Here is a 17049-nt window from a genome sequence, read left to right as displayed (position 1 = left end):
GGCATGAACTCAAGAGTACAGGTGTCTTATCAACCTATTATTGATATTGAATTTAGCGGATTGCATTTAATTGAAGCTTCGGCGGGCACAGGGAAAACCTATACGCTGTCGAGTTTAATGGTGCGTATTTTTCTTGAGAAATATTTACCGCGCCAAGTCATTGCGACCACCTTCACCCGTGCTGCTGCGGCTGAGTTAAAAAGTCGAATTCGTGCGCGTTTAGTCGAAACCTACCGTTACTTAGATGCTAAGCGGAGCTTGACTGAAAAAGAGATTCTTTCACAGGCCGAGCAAGAATCTGACTTATTACTCCAACATGTTCTCAAGCATTTTGCGACACGTATTGCCTATGCCTGTGAGCGTTTAAAGCTCGTGATCGATCAGTTGGATGAGCTATTTGTCGGAACACTCGATAGCTTTAGCCAAAAGCTGTTACGTGAGTTTGCTTTTGAGAGTGGCAAAATTGAACGTGCTCAAATTACTGATGATGCTAAAACCTATAGCCGCCAACTGATTCACGATGTACTCCGTGAATGGATACAGTCTCAGCCTCAAACCGTGATTGATGCGTTGTATCTGGCAGGAGAGTTAAAAAGTGTCGACAGTTTTGTCAAATTGGTCGAAGACTCACTGAATTTTAGTTCGGCTCATTTTAAGCTTCCCGAAAAGCCTACTATTCAGTTTGAACAACTTGCTCAGCTCAAACAGTTAGCAACAGAAATTGATATTAGTTTTCTAGAACCATATTACTCGCTTGATGGCGAGCACTATAAACATGTCAGCGGCACGATATTTCGTAACGGGGCTTTTAATAAGTTATTTAGTGAATGTTTGCCACAGTTATTACAAGTTTTAAAGCAAAGCGACAGTATTTTAGTTTTTGATGGGTCTTTGGCAGTACAACGGGAACTCGTTTTTAAGTTTTTAGGCCATCTTGCTGATCAGAAAGTTTTCAAGAAATGTCCTGCCGAAATTTCGGATGGATTCTATCAACATCCTTGTATTCAGCAGATTCAGCAGTTATTTGGTGTGCTGAAAAACTATGCTGAACAGTTCGATCAGCTTCATATTTATTTAAAAGCCTATTTGTGTGTAGAGGTTAAAAAACGTTTACCGCAGGTTTTACAAAACAAGGGCGAGACGACTTTTTCCCAGCAAATTCGCACTTTGTCAGAAGCTTTAAAGGGCGAGCAGGGGCAACGTTTCGCCGTATTTGTGCAGGCTCGATACCCCTTAATTTTGGTCGATGAATTTCAAGACACTAACCAAGATCAAGACGATATGCTCGCTAGCATTTGGCGTCATTCAGAACGTTACCAAAAAGGTTGCATGATTATGGTGGGTGACCGTAAGCAGGCAATTTACGGTTTCCGTGGTGGGGACATGCTTACCTTTTTAAATGCCTATAAAGATATTCAGGCAAAGCATGGTCGCGAATATAAATTAATACACAACCATCGTTCAGTCGCTGACTTGGTTGAAGTGGTTGATGCCTTATTTCAAAGGCAAATCGACTTCGGTGAGCAAGTTCAATATGACCCGATTCGGGCAGGGACTCGACCTCACCCAGCTTTAGTCGATCAAAATCAGCCTAACCCGCATCCTTTACGTTGGCTCATGCTAAAAGACAAGGAAACGGAGGCACAGCAAGTTGCGTGGAAAATACGTGATTTACTCAATCAGTCACATGCTGGACAACTTTATTTTCAAAAAGATGCCCAGACTCAAACCTTAAATGAAGATGATATTGCGGTCTTGTCTCGTAATCATGATGGTCTTGATAAAGTTCAATTTGAATTAGAATGTTTAGGAATACGAGTTAACCGGCCATCAAAACGAAGTGTTTTTGATTGCACAATTGCTCAGGATGTTGGGGCCTTACTCACTGCGATTCTTCATCCTTACGATGAGGCCAAAGTAAAACGAGCTTTGATTAGCCGTTTATTTGCTATGGACCTTAAACAGCTGTTGCAACTCGAACAAACGGCCGAAGGTTTAAGCCAGTTTATGACGGGTTTTGACGCTATTCGGGAATTGTGGTCAGCTCAGGGCTTTTTAGTGGCATGGCAGCAATGTTTAAACCAATTTGGCATTTGGAAAAATCTGGTTGCTGTCCAGAGTAAAGATAATGAGCGGGTTGTAGTGAACTTGCGTCATTTGACCGAAATTTTGAGTCAGCATAGCGAGAAATATCAGGGTGCGCAAAATCTCTATCATTGGTATCTCAAGCAATTACAGTCACCGCTTGACCGTGAGTGGGAGCTAGAGCGTAGATTGTCGAGTGAAGCTGGCGTACAGCTCATGACTATTCACCAGTCGAAAGGCCTTGAGTTTAAAATTGTATTTTTGCTCGGGGCCGACAAGCCATTTCGGGAAAATAACAAAACACTCAATTTCTCAACTCAAGATATAACTATGCCTGAATCGGCTCAAACTCTAACACAACGTGTTGTTGCGATTGCCGATAAAACATATTTAAACGAAACCGAGCTGAAGCAGCATGAAGAACGGGCTTTGGCTGAACAAAACCGTCTATGGTACGTTGCTTTAACTCGGGCAAGTCATCGTATTTATGCACTCTTACAAGATACAGATGGCAAGTCTGTTTCAGGTTTAGCTTTTTGGAAAAATAGAGCTGAGCCTTTTCAGCACCGTTGTTGTACCAATGAAATGATTTTGGAACAACCACCTGCTGCCATGCATTTAAATCAGCACATCAATATTATTGAGATACAGGCACAGCATTTTCCTGACCAGCGTTTCTATTCAAGAGGTAAAACCAGTTTTAGTTATCTGGCACAGCATTTAAGACATAAAGTAGGTACCGATTTACTCGCGAGCCAGAGTCATGAAGCTGTTTTAGCCGAAGATGAACTCGATCAGGTTATTTCTATTGAAGCGACCACAGCACAGCCCATTAGCTGGATTAAAAGCAATTTTCCGAGAGGGACGCTCGCAGGTAATTTCTTACATGAAATTTTTGAACATATCGATTTTCAATGTTCAGATGAGTGGGTAAGTGAAATACGCCGTCGTTTTAAAAATGACTACAGTAGTTTGTGGCAAGATTTATTCATCAAATACCAAGAAAGCTTTCCCGAAGAACAAGAAGCGGAATATTTGCTTTATCACGCTGTGGCTGAATGGCTGCAAGAGATTCTAAGCACGCCGTTATATCAAGGTTTTCGCTTAAATCAGTTACAGCCAGAGCACTATTTATCAGAGTGTCCTTTTTATTTGGCCCTGTCAGATCGGGTATTAGCCATGAAACGTATTCAGCAACTTTTTGCTGAATATGGAATGGAAATGCCCGAGTTATTAGAGGCCCGTTCCGCACGTTATTTAAATGGTTCGATCGATTTAGTTTATTTTGATGGGCAGCGTTATCACATTGCTGACTATAAGAGTAACTACTTAGGTGAAAACCTTGCCGATTACAGTGTAGAAAGCATTGCACAAAGTATGTCTTTAGCCAGCTATTGGTTGCAAGCGGGCTTGTATTTGGTTGCGTTACATCGTTATTTAAAAGTCAAAATGCAGAATTATGATATTGAACAACATTTAGGTGGGGCGACTTATCTTTATTTGCGTGGTATGAATGGCGAAGCTGAGCAGGGTTATTATTATTGGCAGCCAAGTACAGAATTTGTTCTACGTCTTGATGCTATTTTAGGGTACTTTGCTGAGGATAAAATTGTATAAAAAATGCTGATAAATGATCTAATTTTAGAATTAACAAATACTTGGGGTGTGGATAAGCCTGTCTATAACCATGTGGACAAGCGTGTGGAAAACTAGGTGGATAAGTGTGTGGACAATCTAAATAGCCCTGAACAAAGCGATTTAAGCTGGTTAACGACTTGGAGTACCTTTCTAAATCAAGCCCCGTTTACTGCACAGACACAAGCTCCAGAGGCAGCTTGTTTTTTGCAGCAGCTGATTGAAGCGAGCTTGCAAGGTGATAGTTGCATTGAGATTAGCCCAGAGCAAACAGAAGCACTTGGTCAACTGGCGATATCTGCTGAACAAGCGATGTCTCAAGTTGCCCCTTGTGTCCACGACGGGCAGGGGTTGGCATTATACCGATATTGGAACCTAGAGCAACGTCTAGCTGAGCAAATTCGCCGATTAAAGCAGCAACCAATTCAACCAGTTTCGTGTGAAGAGCATTTAGACTTACTCACTGATCCTCATCAACGAGCTGCCTTGCAAATGGTGACTCGGCAGAGCTTGAGTATTATTACAGGTGGGCCGGGTACAGGTAAGACCTATACGCTCGCTCGTATTATTGCTGTGCTGAGTCAAGCAATTCCTCATATTCGTGTAGCAATGGCAGCTCCGACGGGAAAAGCTGCACAGCGTATGCAAGAAGCCTTACAAAATTCGTTTAATGACCCCAAGCTTCTTGAGTCGGGGTTGGTTAGTGATGAGCTAAGAAACCAAAGTACCCAAACCATTCATCGATTATTAGGTATGGGGCATAGTCAAACTCCACGGTTTAATCAAAAACAGCCATTGCCTTATGATGTTATTGTGGTGGATGAAGCCTCTATGCTGGATTTAAATCTGGCAACGTTATTATTTGAAGCGGTTCCTGAGTCTTGTCGAATTATTTTATTAGGCGATGCCAACCAGCTTGCTTCTGTAGATGTTGGAGCGGTACTTGCAGATTTACAGCAAATCGAGGCGTTGTCTGAAAACCGTGTTCACCTTCAAACCAGCCGTCGTTTTGCGGAGGGTGCTTTGATTGGTCAGGTGGCACGATTTATTCAAATGCAAACCAGTCACATCAATCATGAGCAGGTTTTGCAACAGTTTGAAATTGATATTGTTCAGGTTTCAGAGCTACGTTCAATTCCTTTAGAAGCTGATATGCCCGATGTGGTTCAGCTTGAATATTTATCTGAAGAGTCATCTATAGAGCTAGAAGCTTACTACCAAAAGTTGATGATGGGTTTTCAAGGCTATGTGCAAAGCCTAAAAGCTTATTTACAAGATGATCGCTCAATTGAGCATATTGAAAATATTGTTAAGTCATTCGATGACTACCGTATTTTAACCGCCGTACGTCATGGGCCATTTGGCTTGCAGCAACTTAATCAATATGCTGAACGCTGGTTACAGCAACAGCTAGGTATTGTGACTTTAGGAGGATGGTATGTAGGCCGTCCTGTCATGATGACCTATAACGATTACCAACTCGGCATTTCAAATGGTGACATTGGTTTATGTTTTGAACATAGAACCCAGCCTCAGCAGTTTGAAGTGTATTTCCCAAGTTTAAATAAGTGGGTTGCCGCAAACCGATTACCTAAAAGTATTCAAAGTGCATTTGCCTTAACCATTCACAAATCGCAAGGTTCTGAATTTACACATACTGCTATTGTTCTCGATCAGGCCGCCAAGAATTTGTTAAGCCAAGAGCTAATTTATACAGCGATTACACGAGCGAAGAAGGTAGTTAGTCTTTTGGTTCATCCAGAGGCTTTATTACAATCTTTTACAGTTCGTACGACCAGGAAAAGCGGTTTAGTTGAAAAAGTTAATCGGTTAGTTCGTTAAGTCAAACTTAATATTTTTGCTCGTGTAAGAAAAAGCTTACATGGATTCGAGATATTTGCTGCTAGAGAACACACCCTGTTTTTGAGATTATAAACGCACAACGAGCTTGGCAAGGAATGTCGGGCAAAATCGCACAATAATAATAACTTAAGTCGAGAGACTGCGAACTTACAATGACGTAGGTGAATAAAGAGGAAACTTACAGCCGCTAAGCCTTGTAGTTTTGGGAGAGACTACAGGGCTTTTTTATATTTTGAGTTTTTATCACGTCAAATAAATTAAATAAATCTTTGTTTGTGTCACGCTATTTCTTCTTCTGATTATCAATCATTTAACTCGAACATATTAATATATTTATTTGTAATATGAGTTTCAAATAGTCATTTTTCGCGTGAATTGTTAAGTTAAATGTTATACAGAACCGTACGTTATTTAGCTGTTGCAGATAAACGCTAAATATTAGACAGACCTGTACGTTTTCGCTTACATGATGATAAGAAAAATACTACTTTTCTTCATAATTGGATATGACAAAATACATCACATAAGGAAATAGAAATAAAAACAACGGAAGTGAATAAAACAAGAAGAAAGATGCAGAAAGCATCTTACATATAACAAGAAAAACAGAGATAAACACGATAAACAAGAACTACAGCGCCAAAAACCCAAGCAGAAATGCTTGGGTTTTTTATTTCATCGCTAAGTTATAACTATTTAGACTAGATCTGTTTCATGTGAATCGCTACCAAACAATGAACGACGCTGATCTCTAGGAATGCGTGGGCATTGGCTAGAAATTTGATAAAGCAAGTTAGCTAGAGCAGGGAGATGAGTGCCCACTACAGATTTTCCAGTGGTTAGTAATGAAACACTAATATCGCGTTCTGGGTCGGCCCAACATAAAATATTAGAGAAACCGAGATGACCAAAAGCTTGTCCAGTCATCGGACCAAATAAACCTACTGGATTGCTACCGAGCATGGGACCTAGTGCATAACGCATCGGTATTAATAAGGTTCGGTCAATGTTAACTCCTGTGGTGGGGAGGGTTGCTCTAAAAATTGTTTTTTCACTTAGAATTTGTTTGCCTTGGTAGCTTCCCCCACTTAAAAGCATTTCAAAGAAGCGGCCAGCTTGTTCGGCACTGGTATAAATGTTACCGGCAGGGCAGATGGTATCCATAAAACGGCTATCATTGGTCACATCTACAGCGAGTTGTAAGCCGCCACCTAGTACATGATTGAGATAATGATCTGTTCCTAAGCGAGGATGTAAACCTGTTGCACAATTGAGTGCGACTTTGGAGCGATATTCTGGTTTCAAACCATAGTTGAAATAAGGCATGTCCATCGGTTTCTCGATGGTCTCATGCACAAATTGGCGAAGGTCTTGTCCTGTGACTCGCTCAATAATTTCTCCTAAAATATAACCTGCGGTTACAGCATGATAAGCAAGGTGATTGCCTGCTGGTGAAACAGGTCTTGCCGCATATAAGCGCTTTAAAATTTCATCTTTATCAAAAAGTAATTCAGGAGTGACTTCTCCATCAACATAAGGAATGCCTCCTCGATGTGCTAATAAATGAAAGATCGTCGCACGGCGCTTCCCATTTACACCATATTCTGGAATGTAATAACTGACAGGATCGAGTAGGTTGATTTCACCTTTTTCATCTAAAAGATGAATCAACATGGCAGTAATCATTTTGGATGCTGAAAATAAGCAAACTGGAGTATCCGGCGTTGCGATGATTGCATTATTTTGCAAACCTTCTGGAGCGTTGCCTTGAGCATAGCCAATGCTTCGATTTAATAAAATTTTCCCCTGTCTACGTAAACAAAAAGTAATGAGCGGATAGTTCCCGGTTTTATAGAGCGACTCAATACTTTTCCAGATCTTTTGAACCTGACGTTCATTCATTCCACCTTGTTCGGCAGGCACTTCATCTTTGTGATGAATGACCGATCCAATATCATCTGGTACTGGACAGGTATTGGTCGAAAATATTTTCACACGTCCCTCGCGTTTCTTTCTTTTTATTGAAAGCCAAGTGTGCAGGGTTAAGAGACTGATGTCAGTGTCTAAAATGACAGGTAACTGAAAACAATTTTGCAATCCATATATAGATACCTTAAAATAGGCAACTTGCTGTAGTGATGCACGGCAGTCAGTTGCGCTCAACTGATTCATATCATTTTATTTTTTAAGCATCTCGGAGAAATCGAATGGCTTTAACTAATGCAGACCGCGCAGAGATCATTGCTAAATTTGCTCGCGCTGAAAACGACACTGGTTCACCAGAAGTACAAGTAGCTTTATTGACTGCTCAAATCAATGATTTACAAGGTCACTTTAAAGCTCACAAACACGACCACCATAGCCGTCGCGGTTTAATCCGTATGGTTAACCAACGTCGTAAATTACTTGACTACTTAAATGGTAAAGACCACGAGCGTTACACTGCTTTGATCGGTGCTTTAGGTCTACGTCGTTAATTCGATTTTGCTTTGTTTTCGGTTTATCGCATGTTGCTATGCTTTGTTTCTGGAAAGAAAGTTTCGCCTAATCAACCGTTAGGCGATTTATAGAAGGGGCGCTTGTGCGCTCCTTCTTTGCGTTTAATATTATTTAAAATTTTTGGTCTAGTGTGATGGCTTCTAAGCTTTGTCATTTATCTACCAATAGTTGTAGTCTGAATGCCAAACCTTAGGGGTCTCACTAGAATAAAATTAGGAAAATACAATACATGTCAATGTTTAACATCGTTCGTAAAGAATTCCAATTCGGTCAACATCAAGTCGTTTTAGAAACGGGTCGCGTTGCACGTCAAGCAAATACAGTTTTAATTACAATGGGCGGCGTAACTGTTTTAGTTGCAGTTGTTGCTCAATCTAAAGCAAAAGCGGGTCAAGACTTTTTCCCGTTAACAGTTAACTATCAAGAAAAACAATATGCAGCTGGTCGTATCCCTGGTGGTTACGGTAAGCGTGAAGGCCGTGCTTCTGAAGCTGAAACTTTAATTTCACGTCTTATTGACCGTCCAATCCGTCCATTGTTCCCAGAAGGTTACTTCAACGAAATTCAAGTAACAGCAACAGTTGTTTCTTCTGACAAAACTATGGAAGCTGATATTGCTGCAATGTTAGGTACTTCTGCTGCATTAGCAATTGCAGGTACACCATTCCGTGGTCCAATCGGTGCAGCTCGTGTTGGTTTAATTAACGGCGAATATGTTTTAAACCCGAATTTTGAACAAATGGCTCAGTCTGACCTTGACCTTGTGGTTGCTGGTACAGAAGCGGCTGTATTAATGGTTGAATCTGAAGCAAAAGAACTTTCAGAAGACCAAATGCTTGGTGCAGTGCTTTTCGGTCATGACGAAATGCAAATCGCGATTCAAGCAATTAAAGAATTTGCTGCTGCTGCCGGTGCAGTGGAATCAACTTGGGTTGCTCCAGCTAAAAATGAAACACTTCGTGAGCAATTAAAAGCAGCTTTTGAAGCTAAAATTTCTGAAGCGTATACGATTGCGGTTAAACAAGATCGTTATGCAGCATTAGATGCACTTTATGCAGAAGCTTTAGCTCAGTTCGTTCCTGAAAATGACGAAACTGGTCTTGCTGACGAAGTAAACGAATTATTTGAAGACCTTAAATACCGTACAGTACGTGACAACATCTTGTCTGGTAAGCCACGTATTGATGGTCGTGATACTAAAACTGTTCGTGCGATCGACGTTCAAGTTGGCGTATTAGACCGTGCACACGGTTCTGCATTATTTACACGTGGTGAAACTCAGGCGTTGGTAACAACAACTTTGGGTAACACACGTGATGCGTTAATGGTTGATACGCTTTCTGGTACTAAGACTGACAACTTCATGTTGCACTACAACTTCCCTGCATACTCTGTAGGTGAAACAGGTCGTGAGTCTGGTCCTAAGCGTCGTGAAATTGGTCATGGTCGTTTAGCACGTCGTGGTGTTCAAGCAGTTCTTCCTGCCGCTGACCGCTTCCCGTACGTGATCCGTATTGTATCTGACATTACTGAATCTAACGGTTCATCTTCAATGGCTTCTGTATGTGGCGCATCATTATCTCTTATGGATGCAGGTGTCCCACTTAAAGCACCAGTTGCTGGTATCGCAATGGGCTTAGTGAAAGAAGGCGAGCGTTTCGCTGTACTTTCTGACATCTTAGGTGATGAAGACCACCTTGGTGACATGGACTTTAAAGTAGCAGGTTCTGCAAACGGTATTACTGCACTTCAAATGGACATCAAGATCGAAGGTATTACTGAAGAAATTATGGAAGTTGCGTTAAACCAAGCATTTGCTGGTCGTATGCACATCCTTAATGAAATGAACAAAGTAATTTCACGCGCTCGTCCTGAAATTTCAATGCATGCTCCAACATTTGAAGTAATTACAATTAATCCGGACAAAATCCGTGACGTAATTGGTAAAGGTGGTGCAACAATCCGTCAAATTACTGAAGAAACTAAAGCTGCAATCGATATTGAAGATAACGGTACAGTTCGCGTATTTGGTGAAACTAAAGCTGCTGCTAAAGCTGCGATTGCAAAAATCCAAGCGATTACTGCTGAAGTTGAACCAGGTAAAATCTATGACGGTAAAGTTATCCGTATCGTAGAATTTGGTGCGTTCGTAAACATTATGCCAGGTACTGATGGTCTTCTTCATATTTCGCAAATCTCGAATGAGCGTATTGCGAACGTAACTGACGTTCTTAAAGAAGGTCAGGAAGTGAAAGTACAAGTTGCTGATGTTGACAACCGTGGTCGTATCAAATTGACTATGAAAGATATTGAGCAAGCATAATTGCTTAACTCACTAAAAAAGTCCGCTTGATGCGGGCTTTTTTTATGGCATGATGCAAGTAACACACAAATAGATCGACGTGGTATGCAGGTTTATTATTTTTATCGTCATCAAAAGGATGGCTATGTTTTTTTGAGCCGAGAAAAGCACACTGAACATGTTCTGGAGTTTTTCTGGATTGATAGTGTGAGATCTGATGTTGTTAACCATAATGAAGAATGGCAACAAGAAATTCAGCAGCTTGCAGATGTCGCAATTAATGAATTTCATATGCGAGATATTGCCAATATTGAGCACCCTTGCGCCTTTGATACGCTTGAAGAATATGACCTGCTTATTTTTAGAAAGCTTGTTACACCTGATGATGAAATTAAAAATGGGGAATCACATGAGAGTGTATTTGGCTTAGCCACCACGCCAATTAGTTTTATTTTTACCCCTAAAGTACTCATTAGCGTACGTGAGCAGGGCAACAAGTCGATTGAAAACTATATTCAGCGTCTTGAAAATATTTTATGTAAAACTCTAGAAGAACAAAACAAAACCCGTAAGTTGCCTAATTCACCTGTAGATTTATGTTTACGTCTGCTGAATAGCATGGTGGATGGTTATCTTGATATTCGTTCACCTTTAACCAGACGAGTCGAGCATTGGCAACAGCAATTGCTGCAAGGTAATCGCCGTTTTAAACAATGGCATCAGCTGTTTCATGAAAACATGGCCTTTCAGCAGGTTGAAAATTTATGCGAAGAGCAAATCGAAACCTTACAAGAGTTTCGAGATGAAATTGTAGAAAACTATCATCATGTTATTGGTGAGAAGACGCATAGTTCTCAAGATCTTCTGTTAGTTCGTTTGAATGATTTAATGAGTCATGTCGAACGTATTCAAAAGCATACTTTACGTTTACGTAGCGCTATTCAGTCAGCGATTGATTTGCATTTCTCAGCGATTGCAAACCAGACCAATGAGAATATGCGTATTCTTGCCATTATTACCGCTGTGTTTGCACCACTTACGCTTTTAACTGGTATTTACGGAATGAACTTTGAGTTTATTCCGGGGCTTAAATCGCCAGTGGGTTTCTGGATTATGCTCGGTGTTATGTTGCTCAGTACTGTTTTATTGCTGTACTACTTCTATAGACAGCATTTGGTGGGGCGTGGTGAGAAAAGTGTTATTGATCTATTGGCACAACAGCATCGTGAAGAACGGATGAATTTATTTTGGTTTTTGGAGTATGAACCGATTAAGCAGACTTTGAAGGAAGTGGAGAAGATTACTCGGTTGAAGTAATAGGAACTTTCAAAGATCAGTAAAGTTGATTTGTTAGTACTGCCTCAAATTTAGGGATTAATTTGATACTTATTGTATAGGCATATCCTTACTTTTGACTGGGCAAAAGTAACAAAACCCCTTTTTTGGACTGACGGTACATCCATGTTACCGCAGTCCAAAAGGCGGCATCCATGCCGCCCATCACGTTAGCTCATGCCTTTTTGAAAAAGTTATTGAGAAAAAATCTCAATGAAAATGCTTCAACTGTTTTCTAAGTTGTTGCACTTCATCAATCAAATCTAACATCACCGCAACTGCTGCCAAACTTGCATCAAAGTCACGTTGTAAACGATACGCTTTACGAGCGCGGACGACATCTTCACCCATGAACTGATGTTTTTCAGGTGTACTTTCAATCACTAAAATATCGTACTCAATAAGCTCTAAAATCCAGTCCGGGCTTTGACCACAGGCTTGGGCAAATTGTTGTAAGTCAAATGTAGATTGTTCATCAACGACTTCAGCACTAAAGGTGTGGCCGTCACATACAATTTCTCGATAATGGATGGTTGTCATGATCTTGCTCCCTAATGAGATGAACGAGGTTCGAATGAAGCAAAGGCTTCTGCCAATTGCTGATACGCTTCTTTTTCTTTTTCAGAATGTGCAGGCGGGAATACAATATTTAAAATTAAATAAAGATGGCCTGGCGTTTTATTTGGTATCCCTTTGTCTTTTAAACGTAGCTGTTGTCCTTGTTTTGCATTTTTAGGTAAATTGACATGTAACGACCCAGCTGGTGTTTTTACTTCAATACCTTGACCTAATGCAGCCTCCCAAGGTGCTACATCTACAGTTAAATATACATCACTGCCTTCGACATGAACACGATCTGTGTCTTTATATTGAATCTCGATGTAAAGGTCGCCGTTGGCACCACCATTGATACCACTTTGACCTTGTCCGCTTAGGCGAATTTGTTGGCCTTCCTTCATGCCTTTCGGTATTTTCACCTGTAGGGTTTTACGTTGTACCTCAGGCTCACCATAGACATTCACAGTCGGAATTTGTAAGGTAATCTGTTGTGTTGATCCATGGTAGGCAATATCAAGATCGACCTCTATGCTGGCATGCTGATCTTCACCTCGGTAACTGCGTTGTTGTCTTTGGTATTGTTGTTGCCCACCACCAAAACCAGCACCAAAACGGCCGAACAAATCCTCGAAACCGCTAAAATCAGCTTGTTCTCCACCGCCGCCCGTAAAGCCCTGACGATAAAAACGCGCGCCATCAAATCCACCTTGAGCTGCACCTTGACCAAAGTCATTAAAGCCCTGTGGGTGATCTAACATTTGGTCATATTCAGCTTTTTTTTCTGCATTGCTTAACGTGTCATAGGCAACGTTAATCGCCTGCATTTTTTCTTCTGCATCTTTTTCTTTGCTGATATCGGGGTGATATTTACGAGCTAATTTCCGATATGCTTTTTTAATTTCATCAGCAGAGGCTTCTCGTGTAACCCCTAATTCTTCATAATAATTTTTGGCCATAATGTTTTATCACGATGGTGTTGTTTATTTCATTATGAAACAATTTTTAAGGCTTTCAATGAGCTAGATTGTATAAGAGTTGTTCTCTTACAGAAATGGAGAGGCAAGGTGGAAGAGACATAAGTCGATTAGGGTTATGCCTCTCAATCTTTACATAAAAGTCTGATATAAACCGTATAAGGCAATTAATAAAAGCAATAGGCCGCATAAGCCGAGTATTTTAGGATATAAGTGGCTGTTAGAAAGACGGCGGAAAAATACATACACTAAAGATAGGGTTAAAAAATCTAAAACAATCCATGTCAGGGTAAGAACAGTTAGACTGAAATTTAAGTTAGGTGAAATAGAGACAAACTGAGGAAAGAAAGCCGAAAAGAAAATAATATCTTTAGGATTTGAAATACCGACCAAAAAGCCTTTTTTAAAACCACCATTTTGGGCAGAAACGGTTTGTATTGCTTCTGGATGTGGAGCTTGAATCACTTCTTTAAGAATACTAAATCCTAAATAGCCAATATAGAGACAGCCTAAAACACGAATAATATTTAAATAGCTTTCATTAATACCCAGTACTCCTTTAAGTACGAGTACTGAAATAAAAATTAAAACCAGTGATGCGAGATTTGTACCAAAAATGGTTTCGAGTGCTTTTTTATAGCCGCCTTTAAGCCCAGCGCTTGCCACTAAAATCATGACTGGGCCAGGGGTAGCAATCATAATAATGACACTGAAAATAAAGAGAAAATAATCAAAATAATTCATGAAATATAAGCATCTTGTTTATTAGGCTATAAAGTAAGCTCATATTAACTGATTTAAAATAAGATGCTGAAAATTATCATCAAAAAACTATAGATAAATAAAAAGGCGGTTTGACCGCCTTTTTATGAAGTGAGTAATTAACTCAAATGTTCGCCAAATAAACCTAGTGCTTCTTCAGCAGTGAACTCATAACGGGTGTTACAGAACTGGCAATCCATTTGAATTGGGTTCTGAGCTTCCAGTGTTTCATGAACAGCATCAACACCAATTTGAAGTAATGCTTTAGCACAACGTTCTTTAGAACACGTACAGCCAAATTTTAAGTGTTCAACTTCTGGCAAGCGTACTTCTTCTTCGTTATAGAGACGATACAAAATTTCATTCGCTGAAAGCTCAGTCAGTTCTTCAGGCTTAAGCGTTTCAGTCAGCATAGTCAAACGCGGCCATAGGTCTTCATCAACCAGTTTTTGCTCTTCTTCATCATGACGTGGTAAAAGCTGAATCAGTAAACCACCAGAGCGTTTAGCTGTACTTGCCAATACAATACGAGTGGGAATTTGAGCAGATAAATCATAATACTGCATCAAACAACCCGCTAGATTTGTCTGGTCAAGAGGTACGATCCCTTGATAACGCTCACCATGCTCAGGTTCGATGTTAATAAATAAAATTGGATTAACTAAAGCACCAAGGACTGTACTGCTGTCAGTTGCTTCAACAAAACGAGGATCTGTTTCGTAGTCTGCTAAAGCACGGACTTCACCTAAGTGATTACATTCAGCCATAGCCCATTTGAAAGAGCCGCTAGCCTGGATTTGCAAGCTGATACGGCCTTTGATTTTTAAAGTACTTGCAAGTAATGCAGTCGCGCTCAACATCTCGCCTAGTAGAATTTTAACCGCAGGCATGTAGTCGCGTTGAGCTAAAATAGTTTGTAATGCTTCTTCTAGATGAACTACTTCACCGCGAACAGGAAAGTCCTCTATATAAAAGCGTTGGCGTAAATCAGACATAATATTCTCCAGGGCCCTAAGCAGATTATAACAACTTCGGTTTAATCAAGCTTAGGGAATGCAGCGAAGCTGCAAGCAGGACAACGGCAACTTTTGTACCGATTGTCGCAATCATTTAGGCAATGTGAATAAGTCCTTAATATAGCCATTTTGCGAAATCTCAAGTTATTCTTCGTGATCTCGTGTAATGTCGATACGATTTGGTTGTAAATGACGCTTTAAGTCCACGTCATGTCTTGATGTGGCTTGCTGTGCATCACTTTCAAATAGATGCTCAAGTTCAGCTAGCGCATTACGATGGGTTTCAAAAACCTTTTGTTCATCGGTATAAATGCTTTGCTGCTGTATGAGTAATTTCTCATCATAATCTCGAAAGATTTCGATATTATTATAAGCCTGTTCATCAGAAATACCGAGTTCGCGTAAAGCGCGATAAGCCATACCTAATGATGATAAATAGGTTTCACGCCAAATATGTTCAACACCTAAATCTCTTAGCAGGTGTACATGATGGCGGTCACGAGCGCGTGCTAGTAGCTTTATGTTTGGATAGTTTAATCTTAGATGTCGTGCAACATTCATCGAGTCTTCGACATCATCAATTGCCAAAATAAATACTTGGGCTTTTTCAATGCCTGCCGAGCGAAGTAAATCAGGTTGCGTGACATCACCGTAATAGAGTTTACCGCCGTATCGACGCACAAAGTCCACTTGATGAAGGTTGTTGTCGATCGCAGTAAAGCCTAAGTGCTGCAAGCGGGCAATACGTGCAATAATTTGTCCAAAGCGTCCAAACCCAGCGATGATAATTGGATTATCTTGCTGAGGAATTTCATCATACTCAGGTGGACGTTCTTTATTAAACAAAGGAATGATTTTAGTTGCCATAATCCAGTAAATTACTGGTGTAAGGACCATCGACAACGTCACAATTAGCATAACAGGCTCTAATAAAGCATCAGTTAAAACTTTTTCACTTTTCGCAAGACTTAAAATGACAAAAGCAAATTCACCACCTTGAGCCAAGCAAGTTCCAAGCAGCAGACTATTGTTCCAACTGTATTTTTTATAGCGGGCAATCGCAGTTAACACGAGGGTTTTTATCACCAACAGACCGACCGCTCCACCAATAATGAGCCAAGGCATTTCAATCAGTAACGACAGTTGCGTGGTCATACCCACAGTCATAAAGAACAAACCAAGTAATAGTCCTTTAAATGGAGCAATACTTGCTTCAAGTTCATGACGGAATTCTGAGTCGGCTAAAAGTACCCCAGTGAGGAAAGCGCCTAGAGTTGTGCTAATCCCTAAAGTATCCATGAGTAGAACAACAGCAAGAATAATAAATAACCCTACTGCGGTAATCAGTTCAGTTGCACCACTTTTTGCAACGAAACGGAAAAATGGACGCATCACATAGCGACTAAATAGAAATAGACCACTGAATGTTGCAATGATGGCCGCAAAATAAGCAATGCCATGATGAGTAGATTCTGTTCCTGCCAACAGTGGAATCACTGCCAGTAAAGGAATCGCTGCAATATCTTGGAAAAGCAAAATTGAAAACGATTGCTGACCATAGGTGGTGTTGAGTTGTTGTTTTTCGGTCAGTAACTGTAATACAAAGGCTGTAGAAGATAGCGCAAGCGCAAAACCAATGACAAAGCTGGCAGCAAGTTGTTGCTGAAATAGTAGCAATACGGTGAGCATGAGAATTACGCCTGTAATCACCACTTGCAAACTTCCCATCACGAAAATGGAGTCACGCATTTCCCATAAACGTTGTGGACGTAACTCTAAGCCAATGAGGAACATAAGTAAGATGACCCCAAACTCAGCCAGTTCCATAATGGCTTCAGGGTCATGGGCAATATTTAAAACACTTGGGCCAAGAAGGATGCCCGTAAATAAATAACCTAAAACTGTTGCAATCCCTAAGCGTTTACCCAAAGGGACTAAAATCAGAGAAGCTCCAAGAAAAATTGTTGCTTGCAGTAGGAATGACATTCATTACCCCGAATGTATTGATCTTTTTAAGTGT

At 40.5% G+C, this 17049-nt stretch carries 11 protein-coding genes; 5 read left to right on the top strand and 6 right to left on the bottom strand.

The window, feature by feature from the left end:
- Positions 1 to 3: 3 nt before the first annotated feature.
- Together AC1PJ9_RS07385 and recD are read left to right on the top strand one after the other, a co-directional pair.
- Positions 4 to 3702: a UvrD-helicase domain-containing protein gene (locus AC1PJ9_RS07385; RefSeq protein WP_311087188.1), complete on the top strand. Its 3699-nt coding sequence runs from the start codon at positions 4 to 6 to the stop codon at positions 3700 to 3702.
- A gap of 108 nt (positions 3703 to 3810) precedes the next feature.
- Positions 3811 to 5562, top strand: a complete 1752-nt coding sequence (gene recD, locus AC1PJ9_RS07380) for an exodeoxyribonuclease V subunit alpha (protein ID WP_311087187.1) — start codon at positions 3811 to 3813, stop codon at positions 5560 to 5562.
- 717 nt (positions 5563 to 6279) lie between these two features.
- Here recD and AC1PJ9_RS07375 read toward each other — a convergent pair.
- Entirely contained in the window at positions 6280 to 7578 is a 1299-nt protein-coding gene (locus AC1PJ9_RS07375; protein ID WP_288422347.1) for a serine hydrolase domain-containing protein, read from the bottom strand.
- Between the two features lie 212 nt (positions 7579 to 7790).
- Between AC1PJ9_RS07375 and rpsO the strand changes: the two genes are divergently transcribed.
- The 3 genes from rpsO (at position 7791) to AC1PJ9_RS07360 (ending at position 11701) form a co-directional block, all read left to right on the top strand.
- On the top strand, positions 7791 to 8060 hold the full coding sequence (rpsO, locus tag AC1PJ9_RS07370; protein ID WP_001229357.1) for a 30S ribosomal protein S15: 270 nt from the start codon (positions 7791 to 7793) through the stop codon (positions 8058 to 8060).
- A gap of 257 nt (positions 8061 to 8317) precedes the next feature.
- Positions 8318 to 10405: a polyribonucleotide nucleotidyltransferase gene (gene pnp / locus AC1PJ9_RS07365; protein ID WP_288422346.1), complete on the top strand. Its 2088-nt coding sequence runs from the start codon at positions 8318 to 8320 to the stop codon at positions 10403 to 10405.
- 84 nt (positions 10406 to 10489) lie between these two features.
- The gene (locus AC1PJ9_RS07360; RefSeq protein WP_311087186.1) at positions 10490 to 11701 is read left to right on the top strand and encodes a magnesium transporter CorA family protein; all 1212 of its coding nucleotides are present in this window, start codon (positions 10490 to 10492) and stop codon (positions 11699 to 11701) included.
- 228 nt (positions 11702 to 11929) lie between these two features.
- On the opposite strand, the gene AC1PJ9_RS07355 is transcribed toward AC1PJ9_RS07360, so the two are convergent.
- From AC1PJ9_RS07355 to AC1PJ9_RS07335, 5 genes are all read right to left on the bottom strand, one after another.
- A complete protein-coding gene (locus AC1PJ9_RS07355; RefSeq protein WP_019456897.1) occupies positions 11930 to 12259 on the bottom strand; it encodes a chaperone modulator CbpM in 330 nt (109 codons plus the stop codon).
- 11 nt (positions 12260 to 12270) lie between these two features.
- The gene (locus AC1PJ9_RS07350; protein WP_019456898.1) at positions 12271 to 13233 is read right to left on the bottom strand and encodes a DnaJ C-terminal domain-containing protein; all 963 of its coding nucleotides are present in this window, start codon (positions 13231 to 13233) and stop codon (positions 12271 to 12273) included.
- Positions 13234 to 13383: 150 nt separating this feature from the next.
- Positions 13384 to 13995, bottom strand: coding sequence for a LysE family translocator (locus AC1PJ9_RS07345; RefSeq protein ID WP_004699012.1), 612 nt, complete (start codon positions 13993 to 13995; stop codon positions 13384 to 13386).
- Positions 13996 to 14132: 137 nt separating this feature from the next.
- Positions 14133 to 15008, bottom strand: a complete 876-nt coding sequence (gene hslO, locus AC1PJ9_RS07340; protein ID WP_004699009.1) for an Hsp33 family molecular chaperone HslO — start codon at positions 15006 to 15008, stop codon at positions 14133 to 14135.
- A gap of 165 nt (positions 15009 to 15173) precedes the next feature.
- A complete protein-coding gene (locus AC1PJ9_RS07335; protein WP_311087185.1) occupies positions 15174 to 17015 on the bottom strand; it encodes a monovalent cation:proton antiporter-2 (CPA2) family protein in 1842 nt (613 codons plus the stop codon).
- Positions 17016 to 17049 lie beyond the last annotated feature (34 nt).

Source organism: Acinetobacter sp. 70_2 (genome assembly GCF_056736115.1).
Note: the sequence above shows the minus strand (reverse complement) of the source record. Positions and strands in the feature narration are given on the sequence as shown.